The 12,439-nt window shown below is 63.6% G+C and carries 13 protein-coding genes; 7 read left to right on the forward strand and 6 right to left on the reverse strand.

Annotation, left to right across the window (positions count from 1 at the left end):
• The first annotated feature begins 42 nt into the window (after window positions 1-42).
• Window positions 43-714: a hypothetical protein gene (locus tag D5261_RS08490; protein WP_119322534.1), complete on the forward strand. Its 672-nt coding sequence runs from the start codon at window positions 43-45 to the stop codon at window positions 712-714.
• Window positions 715-786: 72 nt separating this feature from the next.
• Here the strand turns inward: D5261_RS08490 and D5261_RS08495 are convergent, their stop codons facing one another.
• The 4 genes from D5261_RS08495 to D5261_RS08510 form a co-directional block, all read right to left on the reverse strand.
• Window positions 787-1,362, reverse strand: coding sequence for an FKBP-type peptidyl-prolyl cis-trans isomerase (locus tag D5261_RS08495; RefSeq protein ID WP_119322533.1), 576 nt, complete (start codon window positions 1,360-1,362; stop codon window positions 787-789).
• Between the two features lie 96 nt (window positions 1,363-1,458).
• Window positions 1,459-2,538, reverse strand: coding sequence for a TolB family protein (locus tag D5261_RS08500; RefSeq protein WP_125206079.1), 1,080 nt, complete (start codon window positions 2,536-2,538; stop codon window positions 1,459-1,461).
• 27 nt (window positions 2,539-2,565) lie between these two features.
• The gene (locus tag D5261_RS08505; RefSeq protein ID WP_119322531.1) at window positions 2,566-3,213 is read right to left on the reverse strand and encodes a hypothetical protein; all 648 of its coding nucleotides are present in this window, start codon (window positions 3,211-3,213) and stop codon (window positions 2,566-2,568) included.
• Complete coding sequence (locus D5261_RS08510) at window positions 3,210-3,575, reverse strand: hypothetical protein (RefSeq protein ID WP_119322530.1); 366 nt, start codon at window positions 3,573-3,575, stop codon at window positions 3,210-3,212. The genes D5261_RS08505 and D5261_RS08510 overlap by 4 nt, the downstream gene beginning before the upstream one ends.
• 77 nt (window positions 3,576-3,652) lie before the next feature.
• On the opposite strand from D5261_RS08510, the gene D5261_RS08515 reads away from it, so the two are divergent.
• The 5 genes from D5261_RS08515 (at window position 3,653) to D5261_RS08535 (ending at window position 9,706) form a co-directional block, all read left to right on the forward strand.
• The gene (locus tag D5261_RS08515; protein ID WP_119322529.1) at window positions 3,653-5,044 is read left to right on the forward strand and encodes an ankyrin repeat domain-containing protein; all 1,392 of its coding nucleotides are present in this window, start codon (window positions 3,653-3,655) and stop codon (window positions 5,042-5,044) included.
• 162 nt (window positions 5,045-5,206) lie between these two features.
• On the forward strand, window positions 5,207-6,088 hold the full coding sequence (locus D5261_RS08520) for a hypothetical protein (RefSeq protein ID WP_119322528.1): 882 nt from the start codon (window positions 5,207-5,209) through the stop codon (window positions 6,086-6,088).
• A 133-nt stretch (window positions 6,089-6,221) separates the two neighbouring features.
• Complete coding sequence (locus D5261_RS08525; RefSeq protein ID WP_125206078.1) at window positions 6,222-8,474, forward strand: hypothetical protein; 2,253 nt, start codon at window positions 6,222-6,224, stop codon at window positions 8,472-8,474.
• Window positions 8,434-8,856 carry a DoxX family protein gene (locus tag D5261_RS08530; RefSeq protein ID WP_218025645.1) on the forward strand — a complete coding sequence of 141 codons (423 nt, stop codon included), beginning with the start codon at window positions 8,434-8,436 and terminating at the stop codon, window positions 8,854-8,856. The genes D5261_RS08525 and D5261_RS08530 overlap by 41 nt, the downstream gene beginning before the upstream one ends.
• 106 nt (window positions 8,857-8,962) lie before the next feature.
• Window positions 8,963-9,706 (forward strand): hypothetical protein, encoded by a 744-nt coding sequence (locus D5261_RS08535; protein WP_119322526.1) that lies wholly within the window; start codon window positions 8,963-8,965, stop codon window positions 9,704-9,706.
• A gap of 4 nt (window positions 9,707-9,710) precedes the next feature.
• On the opposite strand, the gene D5261_RS08540 is transcribed toward D5261_RS08535, so the two are convergent.
• The gene (locus D5261_RS08540; protein WP_119322525.1) at window positions 9,711-10,436 is read right to left on the reverse strand and encodes a sugar phosphate isomerase/epimerase family protein; all 726 of its coding nucleotides are present in this window, start codon (window positions 10,434-10,436) and stop codon (window positions 9,711-9,713) included.
• A 276-nt stretch (window positions 10,437-10,712) separates the two neighbouring features.
• On the opposite strand from D5261_RS08540, the gene D5261_RS08545 reads away from it, so the two are divergent.
• A complete protein-coding gene (locus tag D5261_RS08545; RefSeq protein ID WP_119322524.1) occupies window positions 10,713-11,150 on the forward strand; it encodes a hypothetical protein in 438 nt (145 codons plus the stop codon).
• Window positions 11,151-11,240: 90 nt separating this feature from the next.
• Here D5261_RS08545 and D5261_RS08550 read toward each other — a convergent pair whose 3' ends face one another.
• Window positions 11,241-12,434 carry a hypothetical protein gene (locus tag D5261_RS08550; RefSeq protein ID WP_119322523.1) on the reverse strand — a complete coding sequence of 398 codons (1,194 nt, stop codon included), beginning with the start codon at window positions 12,432-12,434 and terminating at the stop codon, window positions 11,241-11,243.
• Between the last annotated feature and the right edge of the window lie 5 nt (window positions 12,435-12,439).

Below are 12,439 nucleotides of genomic sequence, written 5' to 3' on the forward strand. Positions count from 1 at the left end.
TGTATTGTAGGGTTACTTTTCTTTGTTGATGGAGGTTTAGTTATGATGCCAGGGAATGCGCTCAGCGCGCAAAAGGCTTCTGCGCTGGCCCGGATTGGGAACGGCTCCAGCTGGTTCTTGTGGATCGCCGGAATGTCTCTGGTCAACGCGGTGATTGCGATGACCGGGGCCCAGTGGCATTTTATTCTGGGACTTGGGCTGACGGAACTCATCGATGACATGCCGACGACCGCGGTGGGACACGCCATCGCATTCGGTTTTGACCTGATCGTCGCCGCCGTTTGGGTGCTTTTCAATATGCAGGCGAAACAAGGCAGGAAGTGGGCCTTTATCGTCGGCATAACGCTGTATGTGGTGGACGCCCTGCTGCTGCTTGTCTTCCAAAGCTGGCTCTCGGTTGCGTTCCACGTCTATGCGCTCTTCCGCATCTTCCCAGGATTGCAGGCGATCTCGGAACTGCGGCGCATCGAGCAGGCGGAGCGTCAGCAGGCGGCGATGGCGTCCGCCCAGTTCGGCTACTCTCCCGCTCCGGCCGGAGTGTGGCCGCCCCCGCCGGTCGCCGAAACGGCTCCGCCGGCCGCCTGGCCGGCGCCCGCCGCAAACACGGCTCAGCCGGCCTGGCCTCCTCCGGCCTCCGACGCCGCCCAGCCTCCCGCCTGGCAGCCGTCGGCCGGCGAACCCGAACAGCCGGGCGTTTATCCGCCGAACAGATAATCGCGTTCGGCAAGCCTCGCGATAAAAAAAGACCATCACAATTTCTGTGATGGTCTTTTTTTCGCCGCGATCTTACTTGATCGCGACTAGTTCCACTTCGAAGTCGAGGGTGGCGTTCGGGGGAATGGTTGGGGGCGAGCCGGCCGGGCCATAGGCGAGATCTCCGGGGATGATCAGTTTGCGCTTGCCGCCGACTTTCATGCCCGCGACGCCTTCGTCCCATCCGGGAATGACCTGCCCCGCGCCGAGCGGGAATTCGAAGGGGGTGTCGCCGTGGTCGCGAGAAGCGTCGAACTTCGTGCCGTCGGTGAGCTTGCCGATGTAGTGGACGGCGACGGTGTCGCCGGCCTTCGCCGCCGGGCCGGTCCCCACGACGATATCCTGGTACTTAAGGCCGCTCTTGGTCGTGATCGTCGCGCCGGGTTTATAGACGATGGCGGGCGGACCTGCGGGAGCCTTGGCCGCGGGAGCTGTCTTTGGGCCGGCCGGTTCGGGAGTGGTGGTCACCGTCGGCGCGGCGGGCGCCGGCGTGGGCGCGGTGGTCACGACCGTTGTGGTTGGCGGGGGCGGCGGCGTTTCGTCTTTGTGACAGCCGGCGAGCGCGCCGATTGCGGCGGCGGCGGAAAGAATGGGCAGAAATTTCTTCATGGTGTGTGATCGTCCTTGTCGGCGCATGGCGCACGCCATGCGGTGATGCGCTATCAGTATAGCGAATCCGCGCGGAAAGTACACCTTCCCGCGCCGTTACTCGGACGTGACGGTGTAAATGGAATCGTGGTCCACAAAGCTCAGCGTTTTGCCGTCCGGCAGCCAGCGCACGAAGTGGATCGTCGTGAGTTCTTCCTTGCTCACTGAATCCCCGGCGGCGATCCGGTGCATTTTGCCGCCGTCGAGGTCGCTGACCCAGAGCTGCTGGTCGATGTCCGGGGTGGAGGATTTGAAAAAAGGCAGTCGAAGACCGTGCCGGCGATGATTTGGAACGACGAACACCCACGCCAGCCTCCGCCCGTCGGGCGACAGTTCGATCTCCATAAAATCCGCCTGGCGGGGAAGCAAGACTTTTGTGCGGACGGAAGGGATGCTGGAGCTTCCCGGATGAATGATGTGCATCGGCACCCGGTGCCGTTCGTCTTCCGCCCATGTTGCGATAACGATCCCGTTGTCGATGGTTCCGCCCAGCGGCACGGGCCGGCCGTAGTATCCTTCGTGATTGGTCGCCAGGGGCGTGAGCGAGGGCGTGGGGGCGTTCGCCGCGACGCTGTACGACGCGGCGGTGGGACCGGCGCTACCCAGGAACAGCTCCACCCAGCCGGAGCTGTCGCCTTTCCAGCAAACCAGCGGCCGGAAGCCGAAGCGCGCCGGATACGTTCGGCGCTGCTTTCCATCCAGGGAGATCGCCGCCCAGCGGCGTTTGCCGGGAACGCCCAGGTATGTCAGCAGCCAGCGGCGATCCGGCGACAGCATCCAGTCCGCCGGCCCGGTCGGTCCCGTGTCCTCCAAATCGCCGCCGATCGATTGCCACGAGCGCAGCACGGCGCCGGTGACATCATGCTCGCCGCGCGAGACGGTGGCCGCTCCCAGCGAGTGATCGTAGCGGCAGTAAAGAAAGGAGCTCTGCGAGTACCACTGATAGGGGATGTTTCCCGACAGCGGCGTCTCGGCCCATTGCGGCGCGGCGCTCACGCGCGTCGCCGCCACGAGAGGGATATGACTGGGCTCCGGCGGCGCAGTCTTCGGCTTGATGATACAAAAGATGGCGATGAGGGGACACGCCAGCACAAACATGCCGGCAATGACTCGCTTCGCTGTTGTGGGTGACGCCATGGAGTATTGTATCACATGCGAGCATGTTCACGCGCCGGAGCGCCCCCGATGCAGCGCATCGTATGTGGCGGCGCCGTCAAGGCTATGGGCGCCATGGACGCTTTCGTAGATTTCCCGCACCTTTGCCCGCTCGTCGTCCTGAATGGAAGGGTCGATCCACTGGGCGCGCGGCCGGCTCGCGTCGGCCAGCCCCCGGTACCCATGGACAAAGCTGCTGATCTGCTCGATGTTCTGCCCGTTCGTCGTTGGCGCGCCGGGCCAGACGCAATGGATATGCGGACCCAGTCCCGCCGGTCCCCCGGGCGCGCCCGGCCCGCGCCGCCATGCGGCGACGCCCTGGAGCCGAAGCGCCCGCGTATCGGCGTCGGGATCCTCCCCGGGCGCGATCATGAGATCGAACGCCAGGCCGTACGGCTGTCCATCGATCGTTCCCGACGACTTATGCGTCCCCGCGCTGGCGGCGCTGTCCGCGTCTCCCGGCGAGATCACCTGCACCAGACGCCGCTCCCCATTGTCCCCCAGCGCCCGTCGAATCGCATCCGCCGCGCCCGGCGCGAGCTGCGCGCTCATGACGGAATGCCTCCACGAGCCAAAGATCGCGATCAGAATGGCGGCGACGAGCAGCGATAACAGTACGATCCGTCGCCGCCGGGTCTTACCTGGGGAGGTGGTCATGGCTCTGCGTGAAATTCCTGGACGACTTCGATGAGTCCGACAATGTTTTGATTGAACGTTTCCAAATCTCCGGCGGGAATCCAGTACTCCGCATGCTGAGAGCCGCCGACGATCTGCGCTTCGTAACGCGCCAGATACTCGGAATCGACCTGAAACCGCGTGACATACCCCGCGTACCCCGACGCCTCATCCCGCGTGTTCCAGTCCCGCGCAATCTGCGCCGCGTACTCCTCGTTGAGAACCGGATAAAAGATCGGCTGAAACGAAAGACGCGGCGGAAACGCCCGAAATCCGCTCTCCCGAATAAGCTCCAGCTCCTTTACTCCTACCGGCCGAAACAGCTCAATTGTTCCGTGATTCATCTGTGCCTCCTTATGTTAGTGTACCTTTTACGTTTACAATTTGGTATAATATCCGTGAACAACTTTGGAGAGAATTCATGACGACATTGATCGACGCAATTTACGCGAAAAACATCGAGCAAGTCCGGGCCTTGCTGGAAGGCGGCGCGGACGTGAACGTGGGCGATCAATTCGGATGGACGCCGCTCATGTTCGCCGCTTCGCGTGGCGATCACGAGATAGCGCGTCTGCTGCTCGAATGCGGCGCGCGGATCGATATTGTCGGGACCGATGGCAAGACCGCGCTGACGCTCGCCAGCGGCCGTCGCTCAAATCCTCAATGCAAGGGTCTCCTCCGGGAAGTGTGCGGCAAGCAGATCGCGCTCGTGCAGTCAGCCGAGCGTGGGGAAATGGATCGGGTCCGCGCGCTTCTGGGGGAAGGAGTGGATGTCAATGCGCGAGGCGATGACAGTCGCACCGCGCTGATGGGCGCGGCGTTTGGCGGTCATGCAGAAATGGCGGTTCTGCTTTTGGAACACGGCGCCGACACCGAAGCAGTCGCCTGCGGGACGGACGAGCTTTACTACACGGCGCTGTCACTGGCCGCCGCGCTCGGTCATGTTTCGGTTGTCAAACTGCTGATTAACCACGGCGCCTCCACAGACGCCGTCAAAACTCCGCGCGTTCGAATGGATGATGTGGCCTGCCCAATTGAGGCGGCGTCCAGCGCCGGGCAAACCAGCGTGCTCGCTCTTTTCTACGAGCACCGATCTCAAATCAAGAATTTCGACCGAGATGGGTACGGAATTGCCGTCGCCGTCGAATGCGGGCATCTTACGACGGTTCAGTGGTGGCTGGTCCACATGGAATATGTCGAAGAAGAAGAGCCCCATTTTGCGCTGCTGGTGGTTGCGGCCTCGCATGGTTACACCGAAATCGTTCGTCTGCTGCTTGCGCATTCCGCCATTGATCGCTCCCCGCATACATTGTTCGAGGCGCTCAGTCATACGATGTCAAAACGGCGATCGCAAATGGCGTGGATGCTGCTTGACGCCGGCGCCCTCTTGGTATATGAAGAGGCGCAAGACGCCGCCTTGGCGTGCGCCGCCGGAGGAGGAGCTAACGACATTATTCTTTACCTGCTGAGCCGAGGCGCCAACATAGAAGCGCACGATAGTAATGAGACGACTCCGCTGATGGAAGCGGCGTTCGCGGGTCACGCCGACACGGTCCAATTGCTGCTTGAGCATGGGGCGGATCCGAATGGCGCAAGCGATTCACAATGGACGGCGCTGATGGCGGCGTCGGCGATGGGGCGTCTCGAAGCCGCGCGGGCGCTGATCGAGGGTGGGGCGGATGTCTATATTCTCGACTGCCGGGGCGATTCGGCGCTGACTCAGGCTGTCGAAGGCGGACATAGGGATCTCATTGCGCTGCTGGACGGAAAACTCCGTGATGGAGATGATGTTGTAAAGCGAATGCAGCAATAAGATTCTTAGAAAAAATGATTATGGATGTTTAGCTGCTTTTTGATTTGGTTATATGTCAAACGTAGCGGGGAATTTTCAATTCTCCAAATTATGCCGTAAGCTTGCGGGTTGCACTACCAAGCCACATCGTCCCTGAGTTTTCCAAACAAGGAGTGTTTACCAATGTCAGCTCACAAATGGATTGTCGCTAACTCTGTCGCCGTTGTCCTTGCCGTTGTTTCCGGCGCTCACGCGCAAACGAGCGCCACCGCGCCGATGGAGCCGACCACCAATACGCCGGCCATAACCACCGCGCCGACGCCGACAGGCGTGCAGGCTTCGGATAGCGCGATGTCGACGACGACCACTCAGTCCACCTGGACCGCATCCTCGCCGGCCAATTACAGCATCCTGCTGAATAAGCCTTATGACTATACCGACCTGATGGCGGCCAAGGCCCAGGGATGGGACGACAGCCATATCGCCATGTTCGCCAACATTGCGGAGAAGGCCGGCGTGCCGTTCAACCAGATCGTGGAGGACGCCAACCGGGGATGGTCATTCGCCGCCATGGGCCAGAAGTATGGCCTGACGGATAGCCAGATCTACGACGCGCAGAACAACATCACCGAAATCAAAGAGTACAAGACGGCGTATCTGGGCGTTCCGCCTCCGGATTCGAACCTGTACGCGCAGGCTGTCTCCCGCCGCGATAACGATCTGATGGCGCGCGCTCTGGCTCCGTCCCCGCTTCCGACCCTGTCGCCCATCGCGACTTCGTCCAGCAGCGAGGTGGCGCAGACCACGACGACCACGGTCACCCCGGCCCCGGCGCCCACCCAGACCGCCGAAGCGACTCCCGCGCCCGCCCCGGCCCCGCAGCCGGTCCTGGCGCATCGCACGATGACCAAGACTGTCCGGATCGCCGCGCCTATCCATCACCGCCGCTATGCGCGCATCACGCGCCACCATCGGTATAGCTCCTGGCGCCGACTGAGCCACCGCATGCATCGCTATCACAGCCATCGCGCGCCGGCCGCCGAAGTCTACCATCGCGGCAGCTAACAGAAACGCCGTCATTCGAATATCACCAGAACGCTCTCGCCGCGCGCATGCCAAGGATGGCGCCGCGCGGCGGGAGCGTTCGCCGTTTTGCTTGCGTTTCCGGAACAAAACGCGCCGGATCATTCCAAGCCCTATGAAAACTTCGAGGCGTTACGCGACGATGCTGTCGATTGCGGCGCTGTGCTTGGTGGTGAGCGGTGGATGCGCTCGTCTGCGCGCGGACAATCTTGCCGCCGCCGCTTCGTACAGTGTTGCGCTGTCCGGGTATATCTATCCGGGCCAAGTGATTCCCGGCGCCGGCGTCGCGGCGATCCGTGAAGGGTATGCGGACGGTCCGCCATGGCGGGATACCTCCACGGCGCTGACGGATGGACGGCGTGACGGTAAGGCGGTCCAGTCATGGTTCTGGTCGAATATGACCAAGCGGATCACGGTGCGATTCGATTTGCGCCGCTCCGCGCGTGTGACGAGCCTGGCCGTCTGGCCCTTGGCAGGCTCACAGACGGATTTCGATCGAGTCGAAGCTCATGTCTCCGATACCGAGGCCGGGCTAAGCGCCTCCGCCGCCATTCCGCTGGATGTGAGCGGCGGGGCGGCTTACCATGGTCCGCCGCTCACCGGGCGTTATGTGCTGCTGGTGTGCGAAAGCGCGAAGCCATGGATGAGTTTGTCGGAGGTGGAGATTACCGGCGATCCGCTCGGCGCCATCGCGGCGGGCGCGCCTCCGCCTGGGCTTGTTCCGCCGCCTGTCCGTGATCCGCGCCAGCTGGCCGAACTCCCGGCGCGCGCCAGAGGCGCGGTCGATCTGGCGCGCAAGCCCGGCGTTCGCATCGCCGTCTCGGCGCCCCCCACGGGTAATAACGGCGCGACAGCCGGATCCCCAATTCCCGCCGGCGTCGCGCGCGCCTTGATCGGCGGCGGACATCCGCAAACCGTCCGATCCGCCGATGGGTTTTACGCCGACAAATTCCTTATCCTCGATCTGGACCTTGGGGGCGTTCGCCAGGTCGACCGGGTGATCGTCCGGAGCGCGGCGAGCGATCCCGCGAAGCGCTCCTATTTTAACGGATATCGCGTTTCCTTGAAGTCGAGCGCCGGCTTCTGGGAACCGGTGGGGGACGCCGACAATCCGCTCCTGCCGGGAGAAAGCGTGGACGGCGGATATTCCGTGACATCGCCTTCGATCGAGAAGCCGGCGCGCTACGTCCGAGTGCGCCTGCGCTGCGCGCCGCAAAGCGGCGACCGGATCGAGATCGGCGGCGTTGAGGTCTGGGGACGAACCATAGCGGGCGTCGTCGTCCAGGCTTCACCCCGTCCCGTTCTCAAGCCGCGAATCTCTCCGGCGCAGCCTCGCGGCGCCGTCGCGTCCGACTATGATTGGATCCTGCGCGACCGTATCCGGGCCATGTATGCGATGACGGGCGATGAAACCAACGGCGCGCTGCTTGACCGAATCACGCAATCGGGCTTCAACACTGTGCTCATGCACACGATGGGCGCCGCTCACTCGGCGGATGGGTGGCCCAGGATGGCGCAGACTCTGGCGAAGATCCAGAAGCAGCATGGATTGCGCGTGATCGTGAGCTGGCCTTACGGCTCGGACGAACGTTACGCGAACGCGCAGTTCGGCGAATATCAGCCTGGAGGCAAGGCGCGCTGGACACATGCTCCGTGCCCTTTGTCGGCGCCGTATTGGAATGCGGTCGTTGGCGACCGGGCGGAGATCGCGGCGCGCGCCGGATTGACGGGATTGGTCGTGGATGTGGAGATGTACGGCGCCGACGCCACGCGTTATCCCGGGCCATGCTACTGCGATGACTGCTGGCGCCGATTCGTCAGCGCCCGTCTTGGAGGGGCGCCGGCGGCGGCTAAAGTCGATCTGGACAATCGCCCCGCATGGATCGCGGAGAACGGCTTGGAGGGCGACTACGCCCGGTGGCAGGCGCAGGGAGTTTCCGATATCTTGCGCGGAATCCGAAAGCGCGTGGCGGCGGTTGCGCCGCACTTTCTGTTTGGGAACCTGCTGGATCTGGAGGCGATCCCCGGTCTCGCCGCTGGATTTGGAACTCCTCAGCGGCCGGCGCTCGTCTTTTCCGAGACGGAGTATTCGGGAGACTTCTCCAAGACCTCGGGACAGATCGCCAACATCAGAACGAGCGCGCTGCCGGCGCTCTACATTCCCGGACTATGGGTAAAGCCGATCACGCCGCCGCAGATCCCTGACCTGGCCGCCAGAGCCGCCGGCGAGGGAGCGGGATATTGGATCTGGAGCGCGAGCGCTTTCACCGATGGACATTATCCGCACGCCTCCGGCTATACGAACGATGAATACTGGAAGGCTTTCCGTGACGCCAACAACGCCCTCGACACTCGCCTCAAACACTGATCACCCCGCAGGGCGCGTCGCGCGTCGTATTTTGCGCGTCGTTCTCGCCGGCGTCATGATCTGGGTGGGATGCCTGCATTTTCTGCATCCGGAGCCGTTTATCAGCATTGTGCCGAGCTATCTGCCGGCGCACCGGGCGCTGGTGCTGATCAGCGGATTCTTTGAAGCGCTGGGCGGCCTTGGACTGCTCGTCCCGCGCGTGCGGCGCGCGGCGGCGGTCGGTTTGATCGCGCTGTATCTCGCCGTATTTCCCGCCAACGTTTTTATGGCGACCCACCACGTTCCGATCAACGGACAGCATTTTTCCTCGCTGCTGCTCTGGCTGCGTCTCCCTCTCCAATTCGTGCTGATCGCCTGGGCCTGGTGGGTCCGGCGCGATTGATCGACGATCCCCGCGAAATTAGTGATAGAGAGCGAGCGCCCGCCCGCCGATAATCCGAGTAAGACAGGTTACTTTCACGTCAGTGATTGAACGAGAGGTTACTCTTATGGCGGTTATGGTGCGAGAGCGCAGCTCGGACAAGACGACTCCACGCGATTCCGAGGAGCATTCTGAGATTTCTCTGGATGCGCTCAGCGCGATGGTGGAGGAGTACGCGCGTCACGTGGAAAGCCTTCTGGACCCACGCTCCAACCCTCAGCGGCTGGAGTACGCGTACAGCCGGCTGCTGGGCGTGCGTGGAAATCTTTGCCGGATTTGCCCGCGCTCGGAAACGACGGTGCTTCCGCGCCGCATCGTGCGGCGGTGGGAGTGGGCGGAGACGCACCTGCGCGCTCACCTCGAGCACGAGGGCAATATGGATGAGCTTTCCGCAGTGGCGCGGAAGGTGGAGGAAGGGTGGGCGGACAGCATTGAGCGCTATGTGATGACGCTGACGACGCGGCTTCCCGAAGCGGATATCTCGGATAAGCTGGGCATCCTGAAGGGCATCGACACCGTGGGAATGCACCTGGCGCAGCGCGAGGTGTTCGAGCTCTCCCAAACCCTTTCGATTCCGCAGGAGAACGCCAGCGCCGTGAAGCTGCGCGTCCGCCTCCTCGCGCTGTTTCTCACACTGCACCGCAGCGGCTTTACGCCCGCGTTTCCCGCCATCCAGAACTATCGCCGGACATTTCGCATCATCGACCCCGTGGCGTATCCCTGGTGGTTCGTCGATCGCCGGCTGACCGAGCGGCAGCTCAACTGGACCCACCGCCGAATGCCGGTCGAAGATCTGGAGTGGCGGTTTTAGAGATCTATAGCGCCGCGAGCACGAAGTCGCGCAGTTTGGCGATTTCGGTCCATTCGTCGCCCGCCGAGTCGAAGATCAGTGAGTGCGGACCCTGGAATCCGGCGTCGGCGCAGATCTTGAGGCAGTGGGCGTAATCGGCGGTTTGCAGATTGCCGTCGGCGTCGTAGTTGGCTTTGGCGTGCGTGGATTCCGCGAGGCGCGCGATTTGCGCCAGATCCGCGTACTTGCGCTCGCCGGTCCAGTTGCCGAAATCGAGCAGCAGGCCGACTTCGCCGTCGAGCGCCTCCAGCAGATGGAGCACTTCGGCGGGGCGGTCAAGCAGGGCGAACCAGTTTTCCGTCACCACGCGGACGCCGTGGTCGCCGGCGTACTGGGCCAGTTCGTGCAGATGCTGGGCGCTGAGTCGCAGCATGTCGCCGCTTGCGTCCGGCGCGGATTTTCCCGCGATCACGCGGACGCGCGCCGCGCCAAGCTCGCCGGCGACCGCGATCCATCGCCGGACCGTCTCGATGTCCGTCTGGCGGGCCTGCGGGCTGGGATGGGTCAGATCGCCTTCATCGATCAGCAGAGTCAGGCACTGAATGTTCGATGCGGCGAGCGACGCTTTGAGTTCGCCAAGATACGCGGCGTCCGTGCTGGGGATATGAAAATGACAGATCTCAATCTGGCCGATCCCGCGCGCGGCGGCCTGTGCGGGAATGTCCAGAAGCGCCGCCGCGCCCGGCCCCAGCCAGGCGTGGGAACACGACGCCCGTCGGCGTCGTCAAAACGAAGGCCCAGGAGACGGTGCAGACTCCATGTCGAGACGGCGAGACGAGGGGACGGGGAAAGCGGGTTCATTGGGTGTGCTCCTCTGGCGTCGATGCTGCCCTATTATCCGCCGATCCACGCGCAAAGTCAACCGGGAGAACCGAAAGCCTGAGTGTCAAAATAGGCTGAAAATGGGTAATATCTAGCTGTTCTCTACGCTCGACAATCCACGATGTAAAAACGCCGCGAAGTAACCATGAAACCTCTATTCCAGCCACTGCTGCATTTGTTTTCGCCGCTTGCTCCGCTAGAGCGCGCCCTTCTGGGCGCGCTGGACGAAGCGCTGCCTGGCGAAGCCGGCTCGATCTTTCGGGACCAGGTCCGCGCGATCAATCACGTGCAGCGCAGCCCCGGATACCGCGAGATCCGGCTCTACACGCGCGCCCACGGCAAGACCACCCGAAACGCCGGCCCCTGCTTTCCATTGCAGGACGACGACTACCACCTGGCGACGATCCGGTTCACCATTCCCGGCCGTTCCGGCAGCTGGAAAGCGCGCTTCGATTGCGTGAAGGGCAGCCTCTTCGCCATCGACGTCACGCCCAGTCCGCAGGATATTTGCCGGCATGGCGCGATCCATGTGTCCAAGGTCGACATCGCCAACGATCCCATGATGAGCCGAACCGCACGGTAGGTTTCCATATTTCACATCACCAGCCTAAGAATATCCCCGGTCCTTTTCAGGACCGGGAGTATTCCTTAGACCGAATGTGTCCGTCCGATCTTACGGCTCCAGATTCACCGAGACCGATTTGGCGTTCAGCACATCGCTGCTGAAGCTGCCGGTGGCGAAGACACGATCGCCTTTCTTGATGTCGCCCAGGGATTCGGAGACGATCTTGGTGACGTGAGTTTTGGCGTCGGTTTTGATCACGAGCGAGAGGCTGTCGCTGACGGCGATAGTCAGCGGGCTGAGCGAGACGATCTTGCCGGACAGATGCGCGTGTCCGCCCATCCCGCCGCCGCCAGGTCCGCCCATGAGGCGCTCGCCGCGTGGGCCGCCGCCCATTCGGCCCTGTCCGCGCGGGCCGCCGCGCATCTCGCCGCCCATTGGGCCTTCGCCGCGCGGGCCGTCCTGCATTCCCATTTCGCCGCGTGGGCCGTCGCCCATCGGATCGTCGCCGACACGGCCGGCCAAAGGCGGCGGGGGCGCTCCCGCGATGTCGAAGTCGTCGGGACCGCCGGGGCGGTTATCGCGATCCAAGCCACCCGGGCCGCCGGGCTGGCCGGGGCCTTCATCCGCGATGGTGCGGGCGCTGGAAGCGACATGCCGTCCGCGAATGCGGGGCGTGGCCTGGTCGCCGAACTCCGCGCCCTGGTCCGGCGGCGGAGGGCCGTCTTCGCCGGGACCGCCAGGTCCACCCGGTCCGCCGTCCATCGCGTCTGGGCCGCCGGGGCCGCCTCGCATGCCGCGAGCGCCCGGTCCATCCATGAAGCCCGAGGCTCCGGGAGCCCCGGGGCCGCCCATCATGTCGGGACCGCCGAAGGCGTCCGCGCCGCCGGGGCCGCGCCGATTGTTCGGACCGCCGAGTCCACGGCGGCCGGCGCCCATCGGCGGAGGCGGCATGTCGGGCAGATCGCCCGCCTGGATGGACGAGGCGGTGAGCTGTGAGAACACGCCGTTGACCTGGATCGTGTCGCCGACTTTGAGGCCGCCGACAGTGGTGTCTTTGCGGGCGAGGATCTTGGCGCCGGCGCCGATCTTCACGGTCTGCGTTTCATCCCAGCGGCTGGCGATGGAGATCGTTCCCGCTTTTGTGTCCACGTCGGTGACCTGGCCGCCGACGCCTCGTCCGTGGCCGGCTCGCGGCGGCGGCGGCGCGCCGTTTCCGCCGACATTGTTTTGTGAGACCGCCGCGACGGTCGTCATCGCCATCAGCCCCGCGGCTCCGAGAAGAGAAATCATTTTGCGTTGCATGGTCC

Source organism: Capsulimonas corticalis (genome assembly GCF_003574315.2).
Lineage (GTDB): Bacteria > Armatimonadota > Armatimonadia > Armatimonadales > Capsulimonadaceae > Capsulimonas > Capsulimonas corticalis.

Coding starts and splice junctions, on each gene's coding strand:
- D5261_RS08515 (WP_119322529.1), top strand. CDS start 3,653: ATGACGACATTGATCGACGCAATTTACGCGAAAAACATCGAGCAAGTC.
- D5261_RS08505 (WP_119322531.1), bottom strand. CDS start 3,213: ATGACCACCTCCCCAGGTAAGACCCGGCGGCGACGGATCGTACTGTTA.
- D5261_RS08525 (WP_125206078.1), top strand. CDS start 6,222: ATGAAAACTTCGAGGCGTTACGCGACGATGCTGTCGATTGCGGCGCTG.
- D5261_RS08520 (WP_119322528.1), top strand. CDS start 5,207: ATGTCAGCTCACAAATGGATTGTCGCTAACTCTGTCGCCGTTGTCCTT.
- D5261_RS08500 (WP_125206079.1), bottom strand. CDS start 2,538: ATGGCGTCACCCACAACAGCGAAGCGAGTCATTGCCGGCATGTTTGTG.
- D5261_RS08535 (WP_119322526.1), top strand. CDS start 8,963: ATGGCGGTTATGGTGCGAGAGCGCAGCTCGGACAAGACGACTCCACGC.
- D5261_RS08495 (WP_119322533.1), bottom strand. CDS start 1,362: ATGAAGAAATTTCTGCCCATTCTTTCCGCCGCCGCCGCAATCGGCGCG.
- D5261_RS08545 (WP_119322524.1), top strand. CDS start 10,713: ATGAAACCTCTATTCCAGCCACTGCTGCATTTGTTTTCGCCGCTTGCT.
- D5261_RS08510 (WP_119322530.1), bottom strand. CDS start 3,575: ATGAATCACGGAACAATTGAGCTGTTTCGGCCGGTAGGAGTAAAGGAG.
- D5261_RS08490 (WP_119322534.1), top strand. CDS start 43: ATGATGCCAGGGAATGCGCTCAGCGCGCAAAAGGCTTCTGCGCTGGCC.
- D5261_RS08550 (WP_119322523.1), bottom strand. CDS start 12,434: ATGCAACGCAAAATGATTTCTCTTCTCGGAGCCGCGGGGCTGATGGCG.